Source organism: Streptomyces sp. NPDC008238 (genome assembly GCF_042956445.1).
In the GTDB taxonomy this organism is placed as follows: Bacteria; Actinomycetota; Actinomycetes; order Streptomycetales; family Streptomycetaceae; genus Actinacidiphila.
In genome coordinates, this window is record NZ_JBIBGK010000004.1 from 120,400 (window position 1) to 142,908 (window position 22,509).

Here is a 22,509-nt window from a genome sequence, read left to right on the forward strand (position 1 = left end):
CGTCCCCGTCCGATCCCGGACCGGACGGCCGTCCGCGCCCCGGTTCAGAGGGCGGCGGCGCCCTGGACGCGCAGCCGCTGGCCGTACTGCTGGAGCGCCCACAACTCGCCCTGCACTGCGGAGAGCTGGGCCTCGTCCGCGCGGGGACCGAGCCGGGCCAGGGAGGCCCGGACCTCGGCGACGCGGCGGTCCACCGCGAGCAGGCGGACCCGGACCAGGACCTCGCCGGCGTAGATGTCGGGGGCCTTGTGCATCACGGCCTCGACGGCGAGTTCCGTCACCATGCTGCGGACCGTGTCGTCCGGCGCGACGTCCCGTACGCGGGCCAGGTAGCCGTCGTCCGCGGACTCCGCGCCGCCCGCCTCGGCGATGGCACGGCGCACGGCGGTGTAGGGCGGGGCGGTGAACTCGTCCTCGCCGTAGGCGTCGAAGGCCGGGGAGACCAGCCCCGGGTGCTGCAGGGCCAGCTTGAGCAGTTCGCGCTCGACCCGGTGCGCCGGGCTGCGCAGGTCCAGCCGGGGACCGCGCGGCGCGGCGGGTCCCGCGGGGGCCGCCTGCTGCGCCTGCGGCGGGCCGCCGCGGCTGCCGCCGGGGCCCGGCGGGCCGCCGGACTGGCGGCGTTCGCGCTGCCAGCGGGCGAGTTGGCCCACCCGGCGCACGACGAACTGGGTGTCGAGGATGCCCAGCATGCCGGCGAGCTGCACGGCGTACTCGTGCTGGATCGCGGAGTTCTTGATGCCGGCGACGATGGGCGCGCCCGCCTCCAGCGCGGAGGCCCGGCCCTCGGCGGTCTCCAGGTTGTAGCGCGCCACCGCCGACCGCAGCGCGAACGCGAACAGCGGCGTACGGGAGTCGACCAGCCGCTCCACGGCCGCGTCGCCCTCGGCCAGACGCAGGTCGCACGGGTCCATGCCGCCGGGGGTGATGGCGATGGAGGTCTCGGCGGCGAACTTCTGGTCGTCCTCGAAGGCGCGCAGGGCGGCCTTCTGACCGGCCTCGTCGCCGTCGAAGGTGAAGACGACCTCGGCGTTGGAGTTGTCCATCAGCAGCCGGCGGAGGATCTTGATGTGATCGCCGCCGAAGGCGGTGCCGCAGGTCGCGATGGCCGTGGTGACACCCGCGAGGTGGCACGCCATGACGTCGGTGTAGCCCTCGACGACGACGGCCCGGCTGCTGCGCGCGATCTCCTTCTTGGCCAGGTCGATGCCGTACAGCACCTGGGACTTCTTGTAGATCGGCGTCTCAGGGGTGTTGAGGTACTTCGGGCCCTGGTCGTCCTCGCGCAGCTTGCGCGCGCCGAAGCCGATGACCTCGCCGGTGATGTCCCGGATCGGCCAGATCAGCCGGCCGCGGAAGCGGTCGATGGCGCCGCCGCGGCGGCTCTCGCTGGCCAGCCCGGAGACGATCAGCTCGCGGTCGGTGAAGCCCTTGCCGCGCAGGAAGCGGACGAGGTGGTCCCAGCCCGCCGGGGCGTAGCCGACGCCGAAGTGCTCGGCGGCGGCCTGGTCGAAGCCGCGCTCGGCGAGGAACTTCCGGCCGATCTCGGCCTCGGCGCCGCCCAGCTGCTCGACGTAGAACTGCGCGGCCGCCTTGTGCGCCTCGATCAGCCGGATCCGCTCGCCCTGCTGGCGGCCCGGGGTGTAGCCGCCCTCCTCGTACCGCAGGGTGATGCCCGCCACGGCGGCCAGCCGCTCGACGGCCTCGGAGAAGGACAGGTGGTCGACCTTCATCACGAAGTCGAGGGTGTCGCCGCCCTCCTGGCAGCCGAAGCAGTGGTAGAGCCCCTTGCTCGGGCTCACGTGGAAGGACGGGGACTTCTCGTCGTGGAAGGGGCACAGGCCCTTCAGGTTGCCGCCGCCCGCGTTCCTGAGCTGCAGGTACTCCGAGACGACGGCGTCGATCGGGACCGCGTCCCGCACCGCCTTGACGTCCTCGTCCCTGATCCGCCCAGCCACGGAAGGATTCTACGGCGCGGTCCGCGGAAGGTCAGACCGGCTTGGCGACGAAGAGGTAGTGCGGCCCGGCCGGCTCCAGGACGAACTCCTCCCCCACCGCCGTGAAGCCCTGCCCCTCCCAGAAGCCGCGGGCCGAGGTGCGGCCGTTGCACCACACCAGCTCGGCCCCGCGCTGCCGGGCCTGCTCCAGCGCGGCGTGCAGCAGCGCCGCCCCGTAACCGCGGCCGCGGACCTCGGGGGCGCTCGCCATGCCGCGGATCCGGTACGCGACCGCCAGGTCGCCGGGCAGCCGCTCCGGGAAGAGCGTGACGCACGCCACGACCTCCTCGCCGCCGTAGGCCGCCATGTGGAAGGCGAGCGGGTGACCGTCCTCCAGGAAGATCGCCGACTCCCGCGGGAGCCCCGGCCGCAGCACCCTCCAGCGCAGATCGAATATCTCCTCGACGGGTACGACGGCGGTCCTGGGCTCCATGGCAGCCATGCTAGGCGGTCGCCCCCGCGGTCACTCCAGGAGGGAGGCCAGCGGCACCGTGGGGTCGGCCAGCGCGTCGGTGTCGACCCGGCGGCCGGAACGGATCAGCTTCTGGACGGTGTCCGTCACGTCCCACACGTTGACGTTCATCCCGGCCAGCACGCGGCCCTCGCGCAGCCAGAAGGCGATGAACTGCCGCTTGCCCATGTCGCCCCGGGCCAGCACCTGGTCGTAGGTACCGGGGGCGGCATGCCCGGAGAACTCCATGCCCAGGTCGTACTGGTCGGTGAAGAAGTACGGGACCCGGTCGTAGACGACGTCCCTGCCGAGCATGGCACGCGCCGCCACCGGCCCGCTGTTGAGCGCGTTCGCCCAGTGCTCGACCCGCAACCGGCCGCCCAGCAGCGGGTGTTCGGCGTTGGCGACGTCACCGGCGGCGAAGACGTCGGGGTCGGAGGTACGCAGCGAGGCGTCCACGGCGATGCCGCCGCCGGCGGACCGGTCGGCGAGGGCGAGCCCGGCGGCCTCGGCGAGCGCGGTGCGCGGGGCGGCGCCGATCGCGGCGAGCACGTGGTGGGCGGGGTGCTCCTCGCCGTCGTCGGTGAGCACCGACATCACCATGCCGTCCTGGCCGGTGATCTCGGTCAGCCGCGCGCCGAAGTGGAAGCGCACCCCGTGATCGCGGTGCAGGTCCGCGAAGACCTCGCCGAGTTCGGGGCCGAGGACGGAGTGCAGCGGGCACGGCTGCGGCTCGACGACCGTCACCTCGACCCCGTATCCGCGGGCGGCCGCCGCCACCTCCAGGCCGATCCAGCCCGCCCCGGCGATGACCAGGTGGCCGTTCTCGCGGCCGAGCGAGGTCAGCACGTTCTTCAGCCGCTCGGCGTGCGCGAGGCGGCGCAGGTGGTGCACCCCGGCCAGGTCGGTGCCGGGGATGTCCAGCCGGCGCGGCTCGGCGCCGGTGGTCAGCAGCAGCCTGTCGTACGGGATGGAGGTGCCGTCGCCCAGGGTGATCCGCCGGGCGGCCCGGTCCAGGCCGGTGACCGGCTGGCCCAGGTGGAGTTCGACGTCGTGCTCGGCGTACCAGGCGGCGGGATGGACGAAGACCGAGTCGCGCTCCTCGTTGCCCAGCAGGAAGCCCTTGGAGAGCGCGGGTCGTTCGTAGGGGTGGTCGCGTTCGTCCCCGATCAGTATCACGCGGCCGGTGAAACCCTCGGAGCGCAGCGTCTCCGCCGCTTTCGCCCCCGCGAGCCCCGCCCCGACGATGACGAATGTGTGGTCTGCGTCCACCACTGTGCGCCTCCCTGGTGTCCTCGGGTGCCCGGCGGCCCTCCCTCTGGCAATTGCCAGTCATGTGAGCGTCCCGCACGGCAGGGCCGACGTGAAGAGCGCCGCGCCGACCGGGAACGGGGGCGGCGCGGCGCGCGGGGGGCGGTCGGGGGCCCGCCGGGGCTCGGCGGGGGGCTCGGCGAGGGGGCTCAGCGGGGGGCGGTGAGCCGGGCGTGCAGGGCGGTCGCCGCGGCGTCGGTGAGCGAGGCGATCTGGTCGACCACGGCCCGCTGCCGGGCCCGGTCGTCCTCGGCCGCGTCGAAGATGCCGCGGAACTGCGGGTCCAGCCCCTCCGGCGCCCGGGCCAGCAGGGCCTCGGCGAGTTCCCCGATGACCACCCGCTGCTGGGCGCGCCGCCGCTCCTGCGCCTCGCGCTGCATGACGTACCGGTCGGCGACCGCCTTCAGCACGGCGCACTCCAGCCGCTGGTCGCGCGGGACGACCAGCTGCGCGCGGTGCCGGGTGAGCCGGCCGGTGCCGTAGGCGTCCCGGGTGGCCCGCTCGGCGGCCAGGCAGAAGCGGCCGATCAGCTGCGAGGTGGCGTCCTTGAGCCGGGCCTGGGCGATGGCGGAGCCGTCGTAGCCGTGCGGCCACCACTCCATGTCCAGCAGCCGGTCCAGCGCCTCGGCGAGCTCGTCCACGGCCGCGCCGGGGGCGTAGCGGGCCGCGGCGACGGCGAAGATCTCGCGGCGCTCGGGCTCGGCGAGCAGCACCGCCGGGTCCAGGTGCCCGGCGTGCAGCCCGTCCTCGACGTCGTGGACGGAGTACGCCACGTCGTCGGCCCAGTCCATGACCTGCGCCTCGAAGCACTGCCCGAGCGGGCGGCCGGCGGGGGCGGTGCGGCGCAGCCACTCGAAGACCGGCAGGTCGTCCTCGTACACGCCGAACTTCGGGCTGGTGGGGTCGGTGGGGTGCCCGCCGCGGGGCCACGGGTACTTCGTCGCCGCGTCCAGCGCCGCCCGGGTCAGGTTGAGGCCCACGCTGACCAGGGTGCCGTCCTCGGCGTGGGCGAAGCGCTTCGGCTCCAGCCGGGTCAGGATGCGCAGGCTCTGGGCGTTGCCCTCGAAGCCGCCGCAGCCGGCCGCCACCTCGGCGAGCACCATCTCGCCGTTGTGGCCGAAGGGCGGATGGCCGATGTCGTGGGCCAGGCAGGCCGTCTCGACCAGGTCCGGGTCGCAGCCGAGGGCCGCCCCGAGCTCCCGGCCGACCTGGGCGCACTCCAGGCTGTGCGTCAGACGCGTCCGCGGGCTGCTGTTGATCGCCCGGGCGTCGTCGACCGGGTCCACCACCTGCGTCTTCCCGGCCAGCCTGCGCAGCCCCGCGGAGTGCAGCATGCGGGCCCGGTCCCGCTGGAACGAGGTGCGGCCGGGCCGCTTGTCGGGCTCGGGTACGTAGCGTTCGGTGTCGGCTTCGCTGTAGGGGGCGTGGTCGGCCGCCGCGGGGTGGTTCGCGTCCATACCGCGACGGTAGCGGTCACGACCGGGTACCGGTGGCTACGCCGTGGCCCGCTGCGCCGCGGCGGCGCCCCCGGCCGCTCCCCCGGCCGCGTCGGCCCGCGCCCGGTCGTAGCGGTGCAGCACCAGCTCCGCCATCGCCGGATGCGCGCCGAGCGGGGCGGCGGCGATGCCCGGGGCCGCGGCGGCCGTCGCCGTGGCGAAGCGGCCCGGCGCGGCGAAGCAGGACGCCAGCGCGACCCGGTCCCGGCCGCCGGCCGCCAGCCGCCGTACCGCGCCCGCGACGTCCGGCCCCCCGGACGCGTACGCGGGCACCACCGGGACGGTCCCGCCCAGCCGGGCCCGCAGCAGGGCCGCCGTCGCCTCGGTGTCCCTGGCGGAATCCAGGTCCCGGGACCCGGCGGCGGCCAGCACCACCCCGGCGCGCCGGATGGCCCGCGGGGAGCCCGGACGCCATCCCGCCTCGGCCAGGCGGCCGTGCAGCGCCTGCGCGAGCAGCGGATGCGGCCCGAGCGGCGCCGCCACCCGCCCCCGCAGGTGCGGGGCACGCGCCAGCGCCTCGGGGACGTCCCGCTTGGCGTGGTGGCCGCGGGTCAGCATCAGCGGCACCAGGACCACCTCGCCATGCAGCGCCGCCAGCACGCCGTCCAGCGGCGGCTCGTCGATCTCGATGTGCCCCAGCCGCACGCACAGGCCCGGGCGCAGCTCCCGTACCCGGTCCAGCAGGGCGTGCGCGGTGCGCAGCGCCCGCGGGTCCCGGCTGCCGTGCGCGACGACCACCAGCACCGGGGGCCGCGGCGGCGCGGCACGCAGCGTCACCCGGGACAGCCGGCTGCTGAGCTGTTCGGTGATCCGGGACATGAGCTGCGCCGTGCTGTCGAAGTGGTCCGCTCCTGGCGCGCCCTGCGGCGCGGGTTCCTCGGCCGTCATGGACCGAGTGTCGCCGGGCGGCGTTGCCGGGCCGTTGCACCGGCGTGACGACCGGTTTCCGCCGCATCACAGCCCGCGCGCCCCGCTGTGAGGGGCGGGCGGGCGCCGGTCAGCGGCGCTTCCAGTCGCCCCCGTCGATGGGGCGGCCCTTCTCGCGCAGCTCCCGCTCGTGGTCCGGGGCCGCCAGGTACACCCAGGCGGGCAGCGTCTGCCCGGAGTAGGTGCGCACGTCGCGCACGACGCGCTCGTACAGGTTCCCGGACGCGCCCGGGCTGTACTCCTCCAGGCGGTCGAGGTCCGCGAGCACCTCCTGGTACAGGTCCTCGACCGGATGGATCACGTCGCCGTGCACACGCCCGCGCTCGTCGGCCACGGCGTACGGGTAGCCCGGGCCGTCGAAGAGCAGCGCGCCGTGCAGCACCGCGGGCGTCTCGGACGTCGTCCGGCCGCGCAGCAGCCAGGAGTGGTTGATCTCGCCGGGCCGCAGGGTCCCGTACACGAAGAACGGGAGGCGGGAATGGTCGTCGCGCATCATCATCATGGAACCGCAGGGAGGTGCGGGACGTCGACTCGGACGTGGAAGCAAGTGGAAACCGGAAGGCCCCCGGGGCGCATGCGAGGGCCGTCCTGTCGCGGCTGCGGCGGCTCGCGCGTCCGCCCCGGTCCCGGCGGGGGCGGCGGCGCCTGCTGTGGGCCGCCGTGGCCCTGGGCGTGCTCGCGCTGCTGCCCGCGACGTGGCTCCAGGTCACGGCGGGCGACCGGGTCCGTACGGTGGCGGACGCCCCCGCGGAGCCCGTCGCCGTCGTCTTCGGCGCGGGCCTGTGGAACGGGGAGCCCTCCCCGTACCTGGCGCACCGCCTCGACGCGGCCGCCGAACTGTGGACGGCGGGCAAGGTGCGGGCGGTCCTCGTCACGGGCGACAACAGCCGCACCGACTACGACGAGCCCACCGCGATGCGGGACTACCTGGCGGCGCACGGGGTGCCCCGCGCCAAGGTCGTGCTCGACTACGCCGGATTCGACACGTGGGACTCCTGCACCCGGGCCCGGCGCGTCTTCGGCGTCGACCGGGCGCTGCTGGTGAGCCAGGGCTTCCACATACGGCGGGCGCTGGCGTTGTGCGGGGCCGCCGGGATCGAGGCGTACGGGATCGGGGTCGACGAGCGGCACGACGCGACCTGGTACTACGGGGGCACCCGTGAGGTCGCGGGAGCGGTGAAGGCCGCCTTCGACGCGGCGTTCACCCCGGACCCGCGTTTCCTCGGGCCCCGTGAGGGGGGCGTCCGGCGCGCGCTGGGGTGACCGGGGGTGTGGTTGCGGCCGGTAGTTGTGTGCGGCGCCGCTGTGGTTGCTGTTGGGGTTTCTTCCCCGCCCTCCCGCGCTCCCCCAGCCTTCGGCCGGGGGAGCGCGGGAGGGCGGGTGGACGCCCCGCCGCAGGCGCAACGAACCCGCACACAACGACGGGGCCGCACCCTCACACCCGGTGCAGCCCCGCGGGGAGCCCCCCGTGCGACCCCCGTAACCCCCACGGGCGCGACGCGAAACACCGGCGCCGCATCGTGGACCCCATGAGCGCGAGCCCCGGCGGAACCGTCGACACCCACTGCCCCTACTGCGCCCTGCAGTGCGGAATGGGCCTCCGCCCCGCCGCCGGGGACGGGGACGGGCGCGTCCCGGACGTCGTGGAGCGGGACTTCCCCGTGAACAGGGGCGCCCTGTGCGGCAAGGGCCGCACCGCGCCCGCCGTGCTGGCCCCGTCCGCCCGGCTGACGGGCCCCCTGGTCAGGGACCCCGCCTCCGGGCGGCTGGAGCCCGCCTCGTGGGAGCACGCCCTGGACCGGGTCGCGCAAGGCCTGCGCCGGGTGCGGGCCGCCCACGGCCCCGACGCCGTCGGTGTGTTCGGCGGCGGGGGGCTGACGAACGAGAAGGCGTACGCCCTGGGCAAGTTCGCCCGCGTCGTGCTGCGGACGTCCCAGATCGACTACAACGGCCGCTTCTGCATGTCCTCCGCCGCGGCCGCCCACTCCAGGGCCTTCGGGCTGGACCGGGGCCTGCCGTTCCCGCTGGCGGACGTCCCGCGGACCGGCTGCGTGATCCTGGTCGGCTCGAACCTCGCCGAGACGATGCCGCCGGCGCTGCGCTACTTCACGGAGCTGAGGGAGAACGGCGGCCGGCTGATCGTCGTGGACCCGCGGCGCACGCGCACCGCCGAGCACGCCGACCTGCACCTGCAGCCGCGTCCGGGCACCGACCTCGCCCTCGCGCTGGGCCTGATGCACCTGGTCGTCGCGCAGGGCCGCGTGGACGAGGACTTCGTCGCGGAGCGGACGACCGGCTGGCCGGAGGCGCGCGCCGCGGCGATGACGCTCTGGCCCGAGCTGGTCGAGCGGATCACGGGGGTGCCGGTGCCGCGACTGCGCGAGGCGGTGGAGATGTTCTGCGGCGTGCCGGACGCCATGGTGCTCACCGCGCGCGGCCCCGAGCAGCAGTCGAAGGGCACGGACACGGTGAGCGCGTGGATCAACCTGTGCCTGGCGACGGGCCGCGCGGGGCGCCCGCTGTCCGGGTACGGCTGCCTCACGGGGCAGGGCAACGGCCAGGGCGGCCGGGAGCACGGCCAGAAGGCCGACCAGCTGCCGGGCTACCGCAGGCTCGACGACCCGGCGGCGCGCGCCCACGTGGCCGGGGTGTGGGGGGTCGACCCGGACGACCTGCCGGGGCCGGGGCGCAGCGCGTACGAACTGCTGGACGCGCTGGGCCGGGACGTGAAGGGCCTGCTGCTCATGGGCTCCAACCCGGTGGTCTCCGCGCCGCGGGCGGCGCACGTCACGGAGCGCGTCGCGGCGCTGGACTTCCTCGCCGTGTGCGACGTGGTGCTCTCGGAGACGGCGGCGATGGCCGACGTGGTGCTGCCGGTGACGCAGTGGGCCGAGGAGACCGGCACCACGACGAACCTGGAGGGCAGGGTGCTGCTGCGGCGCAGGGCCGTGGACCCGCCGGAGGGCGTGCGCAGCGACCTGGACGTGCTGAACGCGCTGGCCACGCGACTGGGCACGGAGAAGGGCTTCCCGGCCGACCCGGAGGAGGTCTTCGACGAGCTGCGCCGCGCGTCGGCGGGCGGGCCCGCGGACTACTCGGGGATCACCTACCGCCGGATCGAGGCGGAGGACGGGGTGTTCTGGCCGTGCCCGGACGTCCCGGCCGGGGAGTCCGCCGGGCACCCGGGCACGCCCCGGCTGTTCCTCGACCGGTTCGCGACGCCGGACGGCCGGGCCCGGTTCGTGCCGGTGCTGCACCGGCCGGCGGCCGAGGAGCCGGACGGGGAGTTCCCGCTGTACCTGACGACCGGCCGGGTGCTGGCGCAGTACCAGTCGGGCGCCCAGACGCGGCGGGTGGCGGAGCTGAACGCCGCCGCGCCCGGTCCCTTCGTACAGCTCCACCCCCGCCTGGCGGAGCGCATCGGCGTCGCCGAGGGCGACCCGGTCGCCGTCACCTCCCGCCGGGGCCGCGCGGTGGCGCCGGCCCGGGTGGACGGCGCGATCCGTCCGGACACGGTCTTCATGCCCTTCCACTGGGCGGGCGAGGGCCGCGCCAACACCCTCACCAACCCGGCGCTCGACCCGACGTCCCGCATGCCGGAGTTCAAGGTGTGCGCGGTCCGTGTCGAGCGGGCGGAGCCGCGGACCACCGGTCTCTGAAAGTCCTGTTGAGATACTGGCATCCTGGCTGATATCCAACGGGAGGCCGCCGTGACACGCATGGTCATCGATCTGGACGACGCGATGCTCGCCCTCGCCCAGCGGCAGCTCGGCACCAGGACGAAGCGCGAGACGATCAACCTGGCCCTGTCGATGGCGGCCGGGACGAGCGCCGACGACCGTGCCCGCGGGCTCGCGTGGCTCCAGGAGCATGCCGAGGACGTCCTGGACTTCGGGCACTTGGCCGAGCAGGAGCGCGGCGGCCGATGAGCCACCTCGGCGGTGTGGCGCCTGTTGCGGCAGCGGGCCCCCGAGCCGTGGCCCACACATCGGTGTGCGTGCCGATCGGACGACGAGCCGTTCCTCGCCGTACTGCGCCGGGCCTTCGGCTGGTGCCCGGCGCTCGGTGACCCCGAGGTCCGGCCCGGGATCGCCGTGATCAGGGTCGACCGGCCGTAGTCGGATGCCGCTTCGGGCTCACAGCAGCTCCGGGCCGGCGCTGAGGGCACTGTTCCCCGGGAGAAACGACGGGGATGCGGCCGGGTAACAGCGGCACCGCAGGCTCGTGCCATGAGGATGGTGGTGGTCGGCGGCGGAATGGCGGGGGCGCGCCTCGCGCAGCGTCTGGCGCCCTCCGGCGCGGAAGTGACGGTGGTCGGGGAGGAGCGGCACGCCCCGTACAACCGGGTGCTGCTCGCGGAGGTGCTGGCGGGCCGGTACGCGCCGGAGGCGGTCGCGCTGCCCGGGGTGCCCGGCGCGGTGCAGCGCCGGGGGGTCCGGGTGGTGCGGATCGACCGTGCCGAGCGGGCCGTGGTCTGCGACGACGGCGGGGTGCTCCGGTACGACCGGCTGGTGCTGGCGACCGGCTCAAACCCCGTACTGCCGCCGCTGCGCGGGCTGTTCGCGCAGGACGGCGGGAGCTTCCCCGAGGGGGTGCACGCCTTCCGGACGATGGACGACTGCCTGGCGCTGTCCGCTGCGACTCACCCCGGGGTGCGGGCGGTGGTCGTCGGCGGCGGGCTGCTCGGGGTGTCGGCGGCGCGGGCGCTGGCGGCGCGCGGGGTGCAGGTGGTGGTCGCCACCCAGGGCGAGCACCTGATGGAACGCCATCTCGACGGCGCAGCTTCGGAGTTGCTGCGTACGCACTTGGAGGGGCTGGGCGTCGAGGTGCACACCCAGTGCCGGGTGCGCGGTCTGCTGACCCGTGACGCGGACGGGGGCGCGCGGCCCTCACGGCGGACGCGGACGGCGGCGCCCGGCGTCGTCACCGCGGTCGAGCTAGCCGACGGCTACCGCCTCGGCACCGACCTGGTCGTGCTGGCCTGCGGCGTGCGGCCCCGGGTCGGGCTGGCCCGGGCGGCGGGGCTGGCGGTCGCCCAGGGGGTGGTGGTGGACGACGCGCTGCGCACCTCGGACCCGTCGGTGCACGCCGTCGGCGACTGCGCCCAGCACGACGGCGTCGTCTACGGCCTCGCGGGCCCGGCAACCGAGCAGGCGGACGCGCTGGCGGACGTCCTGACGGCCGGCCCCGGGCCACGGTACGGCGGCACCCGTTCGCTGACCCGGCTCACCCTCAACGGCCCGGCGGCCCTGGACATCGCCTCCTTCGGCGAGACCACCCCCGCACCGGGCGACGACGTGCTCCGGCTCGCCGACGCCACACGCGGCGCGTACCGGAAGGTCGTCCTGCGCGGTGACCGCCTCGTCGGCGGCATCCTCCTCGGCGACCTCAGCACCGTGGGCGCCCTCGCCCGCACCTGGGAGGGCGACGAGGCACTGCCCGCTCCCCCGCTCCACCTGCTCACCGACAACGGAGGGTCCTGACATGACCACGCCCACCATTGTGCTCGTCGGCCACGGGATGGTCGGACAGCGGTTCCTGGAGGCGCTGGCCGACCGGGGCCTGACCTCCCGCGCCCGGGTGGTGGTGCTCTGCGAGGAGCCCCGCCCGGCGTACGACCGCGTCCACCTCAGCTCGTACTTCGCCGGCACCGGCCCGGAGGCGCTCTCCCTGGTGGAGGCCGGCTTCATGGCGGAGCACGGCATCGAACTGCACCTGGGCGACCCGGCGGTGGCCGTCGACCGGGAGGCCCGGACCGTCACCTCCCGCTCCGGCCGCACCGTCGGCTACGACACCCTGGTGCTCGCCACCGGCTCCTACCCCTTCGTGCCGCCGGTCCCCGGCAAGGACGCGGGCGGCTGCTTCGTCTACCGCACCATCGAGGACCTGCTGGCCATCGAGGAGTACGCGATGACCTCCCGCACCGGCGCGGTGGTCGGCGGCGGGCTCCTCGGGCTGGAGGCGGCGGGCGCCCTCAAGGGCCTCGGACTGGACACGCACGTCGTGGAGTTCGCACCCCGGCTGATGCCGGTGCAGGTCGACGAGGGCGGCGGCGAGGCGCTGCGGCGCACCGTCGAGGACATGGGCGTGACCGTCCACACGGGGGTGGGCACGCAGGAGATCCTCACGGCGGGCGACGGCTCGGTCCGGGGCATGGCGCTGTCGGACGGCTCGTCGCTCGACGCCGACCTGGTGGTCTTCTCGGCCGGCGTACGGCCGCGCGACCAGCTCGCCCGGGACTGCGGGCTGCCGGTCGGCGAGCGGGGCGGCATCGTCGTCGACACGACCTGCCGCACCGAGGACCCGCACGTCTACGCGATCGGCGAGTGCGCCCTCGCCTCGGACGGCCGGGTGTACGGCCTGGTCGCGCCGGGCTACGACATGGCGGAGACCGCGGCGAAGGCCGTCGCCGGCGAGGAGGGCTCCTTCACCGGCGCCGACACCTCCACCAAGCTGAAGCTGCTCGGCGTGGACGTGGCCTCCTTCGGCGACGCGCACGGCGCGACCGCGGGCTGCCTCGACGTGGTCTACTCCGACTCCCGCTCCGGGGTCTACAAGAAGCTGGTCGTCTCGCCGGACGGTGTGCTGCTGGGCGGCATCCTGGTCGGCGACGCCGAGCAGTACGGCATGCTGCGCCCGCTCACCGGCTCGGTGCCCCCGGTCCCCGCCGAGCAGCTGGTGCTCCCGGCGGGCGCGGGCGCCCCCGTGGCGCTGGGCCCGTCCGCACTGCCCGACGGGGCGGTCATCTGCTCCTGCCACAACGTCACCAAGGGCACGATCCGCGGCGCGGTCACCGAACACGGCTGCGCCACCGTCCCCGAGGTGAAGAAGTGCACCAGGGCCGGGACCGGCTGCGGCAGTTGCGTGAAGGTGCTGGGCCAGCTGGTCACGGCCGAACTGGAGGCCTCGGGCGTCGAGGTCGACAAGGGGCTGTGCGGCTGCTTCGCCCACACCCGCCAGGAGCTCTACGAGATCGTGCGGGCGCTGCGGATCACCGGTTTCCGCGAGCTGCTCGACCGGCACGGCCGCGAGGGCGCCCGCGGCGGCGAGGGCTGCGAGGTCTGCAAGCCGGCCGTCGGCTCGATCATCGCCTCGCTCGCCCCGACGATCGGCGCCTCCGGCTACGTCCTGGACGGCGAGCAGGCCGCGCTGCAGGACACCAACGACCACTTCCTGGCCAACCTGCAGCGCAACGGCTCGTACTCGATCGTGCCCCGCATCCCCGGCGGCGAGATCACCCCGCAGAAGCTGATCGTGATCGGCGAGGTGGCCCGCGACTTCGGCCTCTACACCAAGATCACCGGGGGCCAGCGGATCGACCTGTTCGGCGCCCGGGTCGACCAGCTCCCGGCGATCTGGACCCGGCTGGTGGACGCCGGCTTCGAGTCCGGGCACGCCTACGGCAAGGCGCTGCGCACCGTGAAGTCCTGCGTCGGGCAGACCTGGTGCCGCTACGGCGTGCAGGACAGCGTCCGCATGGCCATCGACCTGGAGCTGCGCTACCGGGGCCTGCGCTCCCCGCACAAGCTCAAGTCCGCCGTCTCCGGCTGCCAGCGCGAGTGCGCGGAGGCGCGGAGCAAGGACTTCGGCGTCATCGCCACGGTGGGCGGCTGGAACCTCTACGTCGGCGGCAACGGCGGTGCCACCCCGCGCCACGCGGACCTGCTCGCCCAGGACCTGGACGACGCCGGACTCGTCCGACTGGTCGACCGCTTCCTGATGTTCTACATCCGCACCGCCGACCGCCTGGAGCGCACCTCCGCCTGGCTGGAGCGGATCGAGGGCGGGCTCGGCCACGTACGGGACGTCGTCGTCCACGACTCGCTCGGCATCTGCGCGGAGCTGGAGCGCCAGATGGCCGGCCATGTCGCCAACTACCGCGACGAGTGGGCGCAGACGCTGGACGACCCGGAGCGGCTGCGGCGCTTCGTCTCCTTCGTCAACGCGCCCGGCGTGCCCGACCCCTCCGTCCGCTTCGTCCCCGAGCGGGACCAGGTCAAGCCCGACCTCGGCCTGCTGGCCGGCCCCGTGCTCCCCGTCCGCACCCTCGAAGGGACCACCACCGCATGAACGTAGAAGTCCTCCTGCCCGGCACCGCCGACTGGTTCGCCGTCTGCGGGCACGACGCCCTCACCCCCGGCCGCGGCGTCGCCGCGCTCCTCCCCGACGGCCGGCAGGCGGCCCTCTTCACCGACCGGCACGGGCGTGCGTACGCCATCGACAACCGCGACCCCTTCACCGGCGCCTACGTCCTGTCCCGCGGCCTGCTCGGCTCGACCGCCGAGGGCCGGGCCTTCGTCGCCTCGCCGCTGCTCAAGCAGCGCTTCGACCTCGAGAGCGGCCGCTGCCTCGACGACGAGGCGGTCTCGGTCCCGGCCTTCCCCGTGCGGATGCGGTGACGGGCGCGGCACCTGCTTGAATCGGCCCATGGCCGACATCGAGGTGCTGCGGGTGTTCACGGGTCCCGACGGACGGGGCGGGAACCTGCTCGCAGTGGTGCGGGACGGCGCGTCCGTGCCCGGGGCGCAGGCGCGGCAGCGGCTGGCCGCGGAGCTCGGTTACAGCGAGACCGTCTTCGTCGACGACGCCGCACGCGGCGTCGTCGACATCTGGACGCCGAGCGTGCGGCTGCCCTTCGCGGGTCATCCGACGGTGGGCACGGCGTGGTTGCTCGGGGCCGAGGTGCTCCGGACGCCGGCCGGCGAGGTGAGGGCCTGGGCGGACGGCGACTTCACCTGGGTGCGCGGCCGCGCGGAGTGGGCGGCCGGGCGCCGTACCCAGCGGTTCGGCTCGCCCGCGGAGGTGGACGCGCTGCCCGCGCCGCCGCCGGGCGAGGGCTGGCTCTACGCGTGGGCCTGGGCGGACGAGGCCGCCGGGCGGGTCCGCGCGCGGGGCTTCCCGCGACGCGGCGACGCGATCGTCGAGGACGAGGCGACGGGGGCCGCCGCGCTGGTGCTCACCGCCGAACTGGGACGCCCGCTGGACGTCCGCCAGGGCGTCGCCTCCCAGATCCTGACCCGCCCCCACCCCGACGGCACCGTCGACATCGGCGGCCGGGTCGTCCCCGCCCCCTGACCCGCCGGCCGGCCGCCCTCGCCCGCGGCCGCACATCGCACGCCCTTCTCCATCCCGATCGCCGAACAGGTCGTTGCCGGGTCACGGCACGAACCCGTGGCGGCCGCGGCCCGGCGCCCTTCGGGCACCCGCGACGACGGTCCGGCAACGGCGGCCGGACGCGGCGGGGCGGGTGCGAGGGGTACGCCGCCGCGCGGGGCGCCCCGGGATGCGCGTACACCGTCCGGCGGGCGGCCGCCATACGAGCCGGCCACCGCGGTCGCGGTTGGCGCGGGCCCTCTGACCTGCGGATTCCCGACCCCGCGGGTTCCAGATGCGGATCTTCGTCGGGGCGGTGATGCTGAAAGCAGTGCCACTGACGGCGAGGAGGACAGCGATGTCCATGTTCGACAAGATCAAGGCCAAGCTGAGGGGCCACGAGAGCCAGGCCCAGAAGGGCATCGACAAGGGCGGCGACATGCTGGACGACAAGACCGGCGGGAAGTACCAGCGCCAGGTCGACACCGCTCAGGACAAGCTGGGCGACGAGTTCGGCTCGGGCGGCACCGGCGGGGACCGTCCCCCGCACTCCTGACGCCGAAGGGCCGTCGCGCACCCGTGTGAAGGGCGGCGCGGCGGCCCTACGCTGGCGCGCATGGTGTGGACCGCGAACGACATCCCGGACCAGAGCGGCCGCACGGCCGTCGTCACCGGCGCGAACAGTGGCATCGGCTACTGCACCGCCCGCGAACTCGCCCGCAGGGGAGCGCGGGTGCTGCTCGCCTGCCGCAGCGAGAGGCGCGGCAAGGAGGCCGTCGAACGGCTGAAGGCCGAGGTGCGGGGCGCCCGCGCCGGGTACCGCCACCTCGACCTGGGGGACCTGTCCTCGGTGCGCGCCTTCGCCGCCGGGTACGACGGCGCCGGCCTCGACCTGCTGGTCAACAACGCCGGTGTGATGGCCCTGCCGTACGGCACCACCGCCGACGGCTTCGAGACCCAGATGGGCGTGAACCACCTCGGCCACTTCGCCCTCACCGGGCTGCTGCTGCCGCGCCTGCTGGCCGCCCCGGGCGCCCGGGTCGTCTCCGTCTCCAGCGTCGTCCACGTGGTCGCCACCATCGACCCCGGCGACCTCAACAGCGAGCGCCACTACCGCCGTTGGATCGCGTACGCCCGTTCCAAGAGCGCCAACCTGCTCTTCGTCCACGAGTTGTCCCGGCGGCTGGCCGCCGCCGGCGCGGGCACCGTCGCCGCGGCGGCGCACCCGGGTTACGCGCGCACGGCGTTGCAGACCCGTGCCGCCCGCATGGAGAACCGCCGGACCGTCGAGCGTGTGATCGACCTCGGGAACCGGGTGATCGCCCAGTCCGCGGATGCCGGCGCGCTCCCGCTGCTGTACGCCGCCACGGCCCCCGGCGTACGCCCCGACTCCTTCACCGGCCCCCGATTCCAGGGGTGGCGCGGCTCCCCCGTTCCCTCCTGGCGCGCCCCGTGGACCCGCGACGACCGGTCGGGCGAGCTGTTGTGGGCGGCCTCCGAGCAGCTCACGGGTGTCCGCTACGGGCTGCCCGCGGCAGGGTGAGCCGGGCGTCCGCGTGCCTCTGCCATGACGGTGAATCCGACAGACCGTAGCAGAGGGTTCACACTGCGTTGGCACCGCCGTCAAGGGGCGCGCCCTAGCCTTCCGGTGCGCGACCCGCCCGCGGCGTTGGGTCCGGGCGGGCCACCCGTCGTCCCTGGAGTGATCGTGGAACGTCGAACCTTCTTGCGCGGAGCGGTGGTCGGCAGCTCGGCGGCCGCCTTCGGCGGCACCCTGATGCGCGGGGCGGTCTACGCCGCACCCGCCCAGCCCGGTACCGGCCCCTACGGCGCGCTGCTGGCGCCCGACGCCAACGGCATCGCCCTGCCCGGTGGTTTCAGCAGCCGTGTGATCGCCCGCTCCGGCCAGACCGTCTCGGGCACCTCGTACACCTGGCACAGCGCGCCCGACGGCGGCGCGTGCTTCGCCGACGGCACCGGCTGGATCTACGTGTCCAACTCGGAGGTCAACCCGAACGGCGGTGCGAGCGCGGTCCGTTTCAACTCCTCCGGCAACGTCACGGGCGCCTACCGCGTCCTGTCCGGCACCCGGCAGAACTGCGCCGGCGGCCGCACGCCGTGGAACAGCTGGCTGTCCTGCGAGGAGGTCAGCCTCGGCTACGTCTACGAGACCGACCCCCGCGGCGTGCAGGCGGCCGTCCGCCGCGACGCCATGGGCCGGTTCAAGCACGAGGCGGCCGCCGCCGACCCCGTGCGCAGGGTGGTCTACCTGACCGAGGACGAGACCAACGGCTGCTTCTACCGCTTCGTCCCGGCCACCTGGGGCGACCTGTCCGCCGGGACCCTGCATGTGCTGGTGGCCGGCAGCGCCGCGTCGGGCTCCTTCGGCTGGGCGAACGTGCCCGACCCCGACGGCTCCCCGACCGCCACCCGCAGCCAGGTCTCCGGCGCGAAGCGGTTCAACGGCGGCGAGGGCTGCCACTACGCCGACGACGCCGTCTGGTTCACCACCAAGGGCGACAACCGCGTCTGGCGGCTCGACCTGGCCGCCGGCACCTACGCGCTGGCGTACGACGACTCCCTGGTCTCCGGCACCGCCCCGCTGACCGGCGTGGACAACATCACCGGCAGCTCCTCCGGCGACCTCTACGTCGCCGAGGACGGCGGCTCCATGGAGATCTGCCTGATCACCCCGGCCGACGTCGTCTCGCCGTTCCTGCGGGTCAGCGGCCAGTCCGCCTCCGAGGTCACCGGCCCCGCCTTCTCCCCCGACGGCACCCGGCTGTACTTCTCCTCCCAGCGCGGCACGAGCGGCAGTTCGTCCGGCGGCATCACCTACGAGGTCCGCGGCCCGTTCCGGTCGTGACCGGGCGGAACGGAAGCGGGGGCGGCACCTTCGCACAAAGGTGCCGCCCCCGGTGAGGGTGGGAGATGGTCTTCCGGGCCGGGGTTACCGGCTGTCGCCGCGCCTGCCCTGCGCCGCGGCCCGGCCCGCCTCCAGGCGGGCGACGGGGATGCGGAACGGGGAGCAGGAGACGTAGTCCAGGCCCACCTCGTGGAAGAAGTGGACGGACTCGGGGTCGCCGCCGTGCTCGCCGCACACGCCGAGCTTGAGGCCGGGCCGGGTGGCGCGGCCGGCCTCGGCGGCGGAGCGGACGAGGGAGCCGACGCCGTCCTTGTCGATGGTCTCGAACGGGGAGACGCCGAAGATGCCCTTCTCCAGGTAGGCGGTGAAGAAGCTCGCCTCGACGTCGTCGCGGCTGAAGCCCCAGACCGTCTGCGTCAGGTCGTTGGTGCCGAAGGAGAAGAACTCGGCGGCCTCGGCGATCTGGGCGGCGGTCAGGGCGGCGCGGGGCAGCTCGATCATCGTGCCGAGGGTGAGGCCGAGTTCGGTGCCCGTGGCGGTCTCGACCTCGGCGATGACGGTCCCGGCCTCCTCGCGGACGATCTCCAGCTCCTGGACGGTGCCCACCAGCGGGATCATGATCTCGGCCCGCGGGTCGCCCTTGGCGTTCCTGCGTTCGGCGGCGGCCTCGGCGATGGCCCGCACCTGCATGGCGAACAGCCCGGGGACGACCAGCCCGAGGCGCACGCCGCGCAGACCCAGCATCGGGTTCTGCTCGTGGAGCTTGTGGACGGCCTGCAGCAGCCGCAGGTCGTTCTCGTTGGCGTCCTTGCGCGCCTCGGCGAGGGCCACGCGCACCGACAGCTCGGTGATGTCGGGCAGGAACTCGTGCAGCGGCGGGTCCAGCAGGCGCACGGTGACCGGCAGCCCGTCCATCGCCTCGAACAGCTCGACGAAGTCGGACCTCTGCAGCGGCAGCAGCGCGGAGAGCGCCTTGTCGCGCTCGGATTCGGTGTCGGCGAGGATCAGCCGCTCCACCAGTTCGCGGCGCTCGCCGAGGAACATGTGCTCGGTGCGGCACAGGCCGATGCCCTGGGCGCCGAAGCGCCGGGCGCGCGAGGCGTCCTCGGCGTTGTCGGCGTTGGCGCGCACCCGCAGCCGGCGGACCCGGTCCGCGTACGCCATGATCCGGTGCACGGCCCGCACCAGCTCGTCGGCGTCGTCGGCGCCGGCGTGCATGCGGCCCTCGAAGTACTCCACGACCGGGGACGGCACGACCGGCACCTTGCCGAGGTAGACCTTGCCCGAGGAGCCGTCGATGGAGATGACGTCGCCCTCCTCGATGACCACCCCGCCCGGGGCCGTCATCCGGCGGCGCTTGGTGTCGACCTCGAGCTCCTCCGCGCCGCACACGCAGGTCTTGCCCATGCCGCGGGCGACGACGGCGGCGTGCGAGGTCTTGCCGCCCCGGGAGGTGAGGATGCCCTCGGCGGCGATCATGCCGTTGAGGTCGTCGGGGTTGGTCTCGCGGCGGATGAGGATGACCTGCTCGCCCGAGCGCGACCACTTCACGGCGGTGTACGAGTCGAAGACGGCCTTGCCGACCGCGGCGCCCGGCGATGCGGCGATGCCCCAGCCGATCCGCTCGGCCTTGGCCTTCTCGTCGAAGCGCGGGAACATCAACTGCGCCAGCTGCGCGCCGTTGACCCGCTGCAGCGCCTCGGCCTCGTCGATCAGGCCCTGGTCGACCAGCTGGGTGGCGATGCGGAAGGCGGCGGCCGCGGTGCGCTTGCCGACGCGGGTCTGCAGCATCCACAGTTTGCCGCGCTCGATGGTGAACTCGATGTCGCACAGGTCCTTGTAGTGCGTCTCGAGGGTCTCCATGATCTGCATCAGCCGGTCGTAGGACGTCTTGTCCAGCTGCTCCAGTTCGGCGAGCGGCACGGTGTTGCGGATGCCCGCCACGACGTCCTCGCCCTGCGCGTTGCACAGGTAGTCGCCGTACACGCCCTGGTGGCCGGTGGCGGGGTCGCGGGTGAAGGCGACGCCGGTGCCGGAGTCGGAGCCGAGGTTGCCGAAGACCATGGAGCAGACGTTGACGGCCGTGCCGAGGTCGCCGGGGATGCGCTCCTGGCGGCGGTAGAGCTTGGCGCGCTCGCCGTTCCACGAGTCGAAGACGGCGCGGACGGCCAGGTCCATCTGCTCGCGCGGGTCCTGCGGGAAGTCCCGCCCGGTCTCCTTGGAGACGACGGCCTTGAACCGGTCGACCAGGGCCCGCAGGTCGGCGGCGTCCAGGTCGAGGTCGTCGTGGGTGCCCTTGGCGCGTTTGGCGTCCTCCAGGGCGTCCTCGAAGAGCTCGCCGTCGACGCCCAGCACGGTTTTGCCGAACATCTGGATGAGGCGCCGGTAGGAGTCCCAGGCGAAGCGCTCGTTGCCGGCCTGCGCGGCCAGGCCCACGACGGAGGCGTCGGAGAGGCCGATGTTGAGGACCGTGTCCATCATGCCCGGCATGCTGAACTTCGCCCCGGAGCGGACGGAGACCAGCAGCGGGTCGTCCGCCTGCCCGAGCCTCTTGCCCATCCGCTGCTCCAGCGCGTCGAGGTGCGCACTCACCTCGTCGCGCAGCGCCGCGGGTTCTGCGCCCGACTCCAGGTAGACCTTGCACGCCTCGGTGGTGATGGTGAAGCCCGGGGGGACGGGCAGACCGAGGTTGGTCATCTCGGCGAGGTTCGCGCCCTTGCCGCCGAGCAGGTCCTTGAGGTCCTTGTTGCCCTCAGTGAAGTCGTAGACGAACTTCTGGATTACTTGTTCTTCCGACACGGGACTCGCTCCTCGCGGCCGGGATGCCCTGACGGCGGGGAGCGTACCCATCCCGAAGGCGCTGCAGTACGTCAATCACCAGGTCACACGGTCGTAACCACCCATCCGCCGAGAGATCGAAAGTCATGGCGCCCCTCCGGGTGACCGGATGCTGCGTTCAACCGTCGAACACATGCTCTCGCCACGTGATCGGCACACTCGGAACCGGTCACTCCACGTGAGGGATGGCTTGACCATGTGTCCACGACAACGATGGCACCCAGTGCCAGTCATTGGAGAGGTGTGGTGACACTCCACCCGCTCATCTGAGCGACACCCCTATCAGGCGTGGCGAGAATCACTCGCCCGTACGCCCTTCGTCCCGCGGTCCGGACCCGGCCCGGACCCCGGCCCGGACCGGCGGAACGTCCTCAGCCGCCCGAAGTGTCCAGCTCGGCGTCGGCACCGACGACCACCGAGCAGTCGTACGGGTCCGCCAGCCAGCCGTCCGGGAGCACCACGCGCTTGCTCCCCGCCGTCCGGCCGCGCGGCCCCTCGGCGCCATCCGGCCATTCCTGGTCCAGGTCGAGGTCGGCGAGGTGGGCGTCGAGCTCGGCGAGGGAGGAGGTCATCGCCAGCCTGCGGCGCATCTCCGAGCCGACCGAGAAGCCCTTGGTGTACCAGGCGACGTGCTTGCGGAAGTCGATGACGCCGCGCTCCTCGTCGCCCAGCCACTCCCCCAGCAGCCCGGCGTGGCGCCGCATGACGCCCGCGACCTCGCGCAGCGTCGGGGCGGCCGGGGCGCCGCCGCCCTCGAAGGCGGCCACGAGGTCTCCGAAGAGCCAGGGGCGGCCGAGGCAGCCGCGGCCGACGACGACGCCGTCGCAGCCGGTCTCCCGCATCATCCGGACCGCGTCCACGGCGCTCCAGACGTCCCCGTTGCCCAGCACCGGGATCTCCGGGACGTGCTCCTTGAGGCGGGCGATCGCCTCCCAGTCGGCCGTGCCGCCGTAGTGCTGGGCGGCGGTCCTGCCGTGCAGCGCGACGGCGGTCACGCCCTCCTCGACGGCGATCCGGCCGGCGTCCAGGTAGGTGGTGTGGTCGTCGTCGATGCCCTTGCGCATCTTGATCGTGACCGGCAGGTCGCCCGCGTTGCCGACCGCCTCGCGCAGGATCGAGCGGAGCAGGTTGCGCTTGTAGGGCAGGGCCGAGCCGCCGCCCTTGCGGGTCACCTTGGGGACCGGGCAGCCGAAGTTGAGGTCGATGTGGTCGGCGAGGTCCTCGTCGACGATCATCCGGACCGCCTTGCCGACGGTGACCGGGTCGACCCCGTACAACTGGATCGAGCGCGGCTTCTCGCCGTCGTCGAAGTGGATCAGCTGCATGGTCTTGTCGTTGCGCTCGACGAGGGCCCGGGTCGTGATCATCTCCGAGACGAAGAGCCCCTTGCCGCCGGAGAACCCGCGGCACAGCGTGCGGAACGGCGCGTTGGTGATCCCGGCCATCGGCGCCAGCACCACCGGCGGCCACACGGTGTGCGGGCCGATGCGGAGTGCGGGAGCGGTGGCGTCAGCAGTCATGCGGACCATTCTC

The 22,509-nt window shown here is 74.1% G+C and carries 18 protein-coding genes; 10 read left to right on the plus strand and 8 right to left on the minus strand.

What is annotated here, in order from left to right; all coding sequences use genetic code 11:
• Positions 1–44 precede the first annotated feature (44 nt).
• From dnaG to ACFZAU_RS12920, 6 genes are all read right to left on the minus strand, one after another.
• Positions 45–1,955, minus strand: a complete 1,911-nt coding sequence (dnaG, locus tag ACFZAU_RS12895) for a DNA primase (RefSeq protein WP_500552165.1) — start codon at positions 1,953–1,955, stop codon at positions 45–47.
• A gap of 31 nt (positions 1,956–1,986) precedes the next feature.
• Entirely contained in the window at positions 1,987–2,427 is a 441-nt protein-coding gene (locus tag ACFZAU_RS12900) for a GNAT family N-acetyltransferase (RefSeq protein ID WP_500552166.1), read from the minus strand.
• A gap of 30 nt (positions 2,428–2,457) precedes the next feature.
• The gene (locus ACFZAU_RS12905; protein WP_500552167.1) at positions 2,458–3,720 is read right to left on the minus strand and encodes an NAD(P)/FAD-dependent oxidoreductase; all 1,263 of its coding nucleotides are present in this window, start codon (positions 3,718–3,720) and stop codon (positions 2,458–2,460) included.
• Positions 3,721–3,905: 185 nt separating this feature from the next.
• Positions 3,906–5,213, minus strand: coding sequence for a deoxyguanosinetriphosphate triphosphohydrolase (locus ACFZAU_RS12910; RefSeq protein WP_500552168.1), 1,308 nt, complete (start codon positions 5,211–5,213; stop codon positions 3,906–3,908).
• Between the two features lie 36 nt (positions 5,214–5,249).
• Complete coding sequence (locus ACFZAU_RS12915; protein ID WP_500552169.1) at positions 5,250–6,140, minus strand: sirohydrochlorin chelatase; 891 nt, start codon at positions 6,138–6,140, stop codon at positions 5,250–5,252.
• Positions 6,141–6,249: 109 nt separating this feature from the next.
• On the minus strand, positions 6,250–6,672 hold the full coding sequence (locus ACFZAU_RS12920) for a gamma-glutamylcyclotransferase family protein (RefSeq protein WP_499598799.1): 423 nt from the start codon (positions 6,670–6,672) through the stop codon (positions 6,250–6,252).
• Positions 6,673–6,767: 95 nt separating this feature from the next.
• Between ACFZAU_RS12920 and ACFZAU_RS12925 the strand changes: the two genes are divergently transcribed.
• From ACFZAU_RS12925 to ACFZAU_RS12970, 10 genes are all read left to right on the plus strand, one after another.
• The gene (locus tag ACFZAU_RS12925) at positions 6,768–7,442 is read left to right on the plus strand and encodes a SanA/YdcF family protein (RefSeq protein ID WP_500552320.1); all 675 of its coding nucleotides are present in this window, start codon (positions 6,768–6,770) and stop codon (positions 7,440–7,442) included.
• Between the two features lie 266 nt (positions 7,443–7,708).
• Positions 7,709–9,838: a molybdopterin oxidoreductase family protein gene (locus ACFZAU_RS12930; RefSeq protein WP_500552170.1), complete on the plus strand. Its 2,130-nt coding sequence runs from the start codon at positions 7,709–7,711 to the stop codon at positions 9,836–9,838.
• A gap of 60 nt (positions 9,839–9,898) precedes the next feature.
• Positions 9,899–10,108 carry a type II toxin-antitoxin system VapB family antitoxin gene (locus tag ACFZAU_RS12935; protein WP_500552321.1) on the plus strand — a complete coding sequence of 70 codons (210 nt, stop codon included), beginning with the start codon at positions 9,899–9,901 and terminating at the stop codon, positions 10,106–10,108.
• A gap of 300 nt (positions 10,109–10,408) precedes the next feature.
• Positions 10,409–11,662 (plus strand): NAD(P)/FAD-dependent oxidoreductase, encoded by a 1,254-nt coding sequence (locus tag ACFZAU_RS12940; protein WP_500552171.1) that lies wholly within the window; start codon positions 10,409–10,411, stop codon positions 11,660–11,662.
• Position 11,663: 1 nt separating this feature from the next.
• Positions 11,664–14,249 (plus strand): nitrite reductase large subunit NirB, encoded by a 2,586-nt coding sequence (gene nirB / locus ACFZAU_RS12945; RefSeq protein ID WP_500552172.1) that lies wholly within the window; start codon positions 11,664–11,666, stop codon positions 14,247–14,249.
• Positions 14,246–14,578 (plus strand): nitrite reductase small subunit NirD, encoded by a 333-nt coding sequence (gene nirD, locus ACFZAU_RS12950; RefSeq protein ID WP_499598811.1) that lies wholly within the window; start codon positions 14,246–14,248, stop codon positions 14,576–14,578. The genes nirB and nirD overlap by 4 nt, the downstream gene beginning before the upstream one ends.
• A 28-nt stretch (positions 14,579–14,606) precedes the next feature.
• Positions 14,607–15,254, plus strand: coding sequence for a PhzF family phenazine biosynthesis protein (locus ACFZAU_RS12955; RefSeq protein WP_500552173.1), 648 nt, complete (start codon positions 14,607–14,609; stop codon positions 15,252–15,254).
• Between the two features lie 376 nt (positions 15,255–15,630).
• Positions 15,631–15,828 (plus strand): antitoxin, encoded by a 198-nt coding sequence (locus ACFZAU_RS12960; protein ID WP_500552174.1) that lies wholly within the window; start codon positions 15,631–15,633, stop codon positions 15,826–15,828.
• 60 nt (positions 15,829–15,888) lie between these two features.
• Entirely contained in the window at positions 15,889–16,815 is a 927-nt protein-coding gene (locus ACFZAU_RS12965) for an oxidoreductase (RefSeq protein WP_500552175.1), read from the plus strand.
• 165 nt (positions 16,816–16,980) lie between these two features.
• Positions 16,981–18,138 carry an alkaline phosphatase PhoX gene (locus tag ACFZAU_RS12970; RefSeq protein WP_500552176.1) on the plus strand — a complete coding sequence of 386 codons (1,158 nt, stop codon included), beginning with the start codon at positions 16,981–16,983 and terminating at the stop codon, positions 18,136–18,138.
• Positions 18,139–18,222: 84 nt separating this feature from the next.
• Here ACFZAU_RS12970 and ppdK read toward each other — a convergent pair whose 3' ends face one another.
• Both ppdK and dusB read right to left on the minus strand, forming a co-directional pair.
• Complete coding sequence (gene ppdK, locus ACFZAU_RS12975; protein WP_500552322.1) at positions 18,223–20,919, minus strand: pyruvate, phosphate dikinase; 2,697 nt, start codon at positions 20,917–20,919, stop codon at positions 18,223–18,225.
• Positions 20,920–21,347: 428 nt separating this feature from the next.
• Positions 21,348–22,496: a tRNA dihydrouridine synthase DusB gene (gene dusB / locus ACFZAU_RS12980; protein WP_500552177.1), complete on the minus strand. Its 1,149-nt coding sequence runs from the start codon at positions 22,494–22,496 to the stop codon at positions 21,348–21,350.
• Between the last annotated feature and the right edge of the window lie 13 nt (positions 22,497–22,509).

Bases quoted from the DNA above. Each gene is read 5' to 3' on its own strand.
- ACFZAU_RS12910 (WP_500552168.1), bottom strand. From the start codon at position 5,213: ATGGACGCGAACCACCCCGCGGCGGCCGACCACGCCCCCTACAGCGAA.
- dusB (WP_500552177.1), bottom strand. From the start codon at position 22,496: ATGACTGCTGACGCCACCGCTCCCGCACTCCGCATCGGCCCGCACACC.
- ACFZAU_RS12930 (WP_500552170.1), top strand. From the start codon at position 7,709: ATGAGCGCGAGCCCCGGCGGAACCGTCGACACCCACTGCCCCTACTGC.
- ACFZAU_RS12965 (WP_500552175.1), top strand. From the start codon at position 15,889: ATGGTGTGGACCGCGAACGACATCCCGGACCAGAGCGGCCGCACGGCC.
- ACFZAU_RS12960 (WP_500552174.1), top strand. From the start codon at position 15,631: ATGTCCATGTTCGACAAGATCAAGGCCAAGCTGAGGGGCCACGAGAGC.
- ACFZAU_RS12940 (WP_500552171.1), top strand. From the start codon at position 10,409: ATGAGGATGGTGGTGGTCGGCGGCGGAATGGCGGGGGCGCGCCTCGCG.
- ACFZAU_RS12920 (WP_499598799.1), bottom strand. From the start codon at position 6,672: ATGCGCGACGACCATTCCCGCCTCCCGTTCTTCGTGTACGGGACCCTG.
- ACFZAU_RS12935 (WP_500552321.1), top strand. From the start codon at position 9,899: ATGGTCATCGATCTGGACGACGCGATGCTCGCCCTCGCCCAGCGGCAG.
- ACFZAU_RS12900 (WP_500552166.1), bottom strand. From the start codon at position 2,427: ATGGAGCCCAGGACCGCCGTCGTACCCGTCGAGGAGATATTCGATCTG.
- ACFZAU_RS12955 (WP_500552173.1), top strand. From the start codon at position 14,607: ATGGCCGACATCGAGGTGCTGCGGGTGTTCACGGGTCCCGACGGACGG.
- ACFZAU_RS12915 (WP_500552169.1), bottom strand. From the start codon at position 6,140: ATGACGGCCGAGGAACCCGCGCCGCAGGGCGCGCCAGGAGCGGACCAC.
- nirB (WP_500552172.1), top strand. From the start codon at position 11,664: ATGACCACGCCCACCATTGTGCTCGTCGGCCACGGGATGGTCGGACAG.
- nirD (WP_499598811.1), top strand. From the start codon at position 14,246: ATGAACGTAGAAGTCCTCCTGCCCGGCACCGCCGACTGGTTCGCCGTC.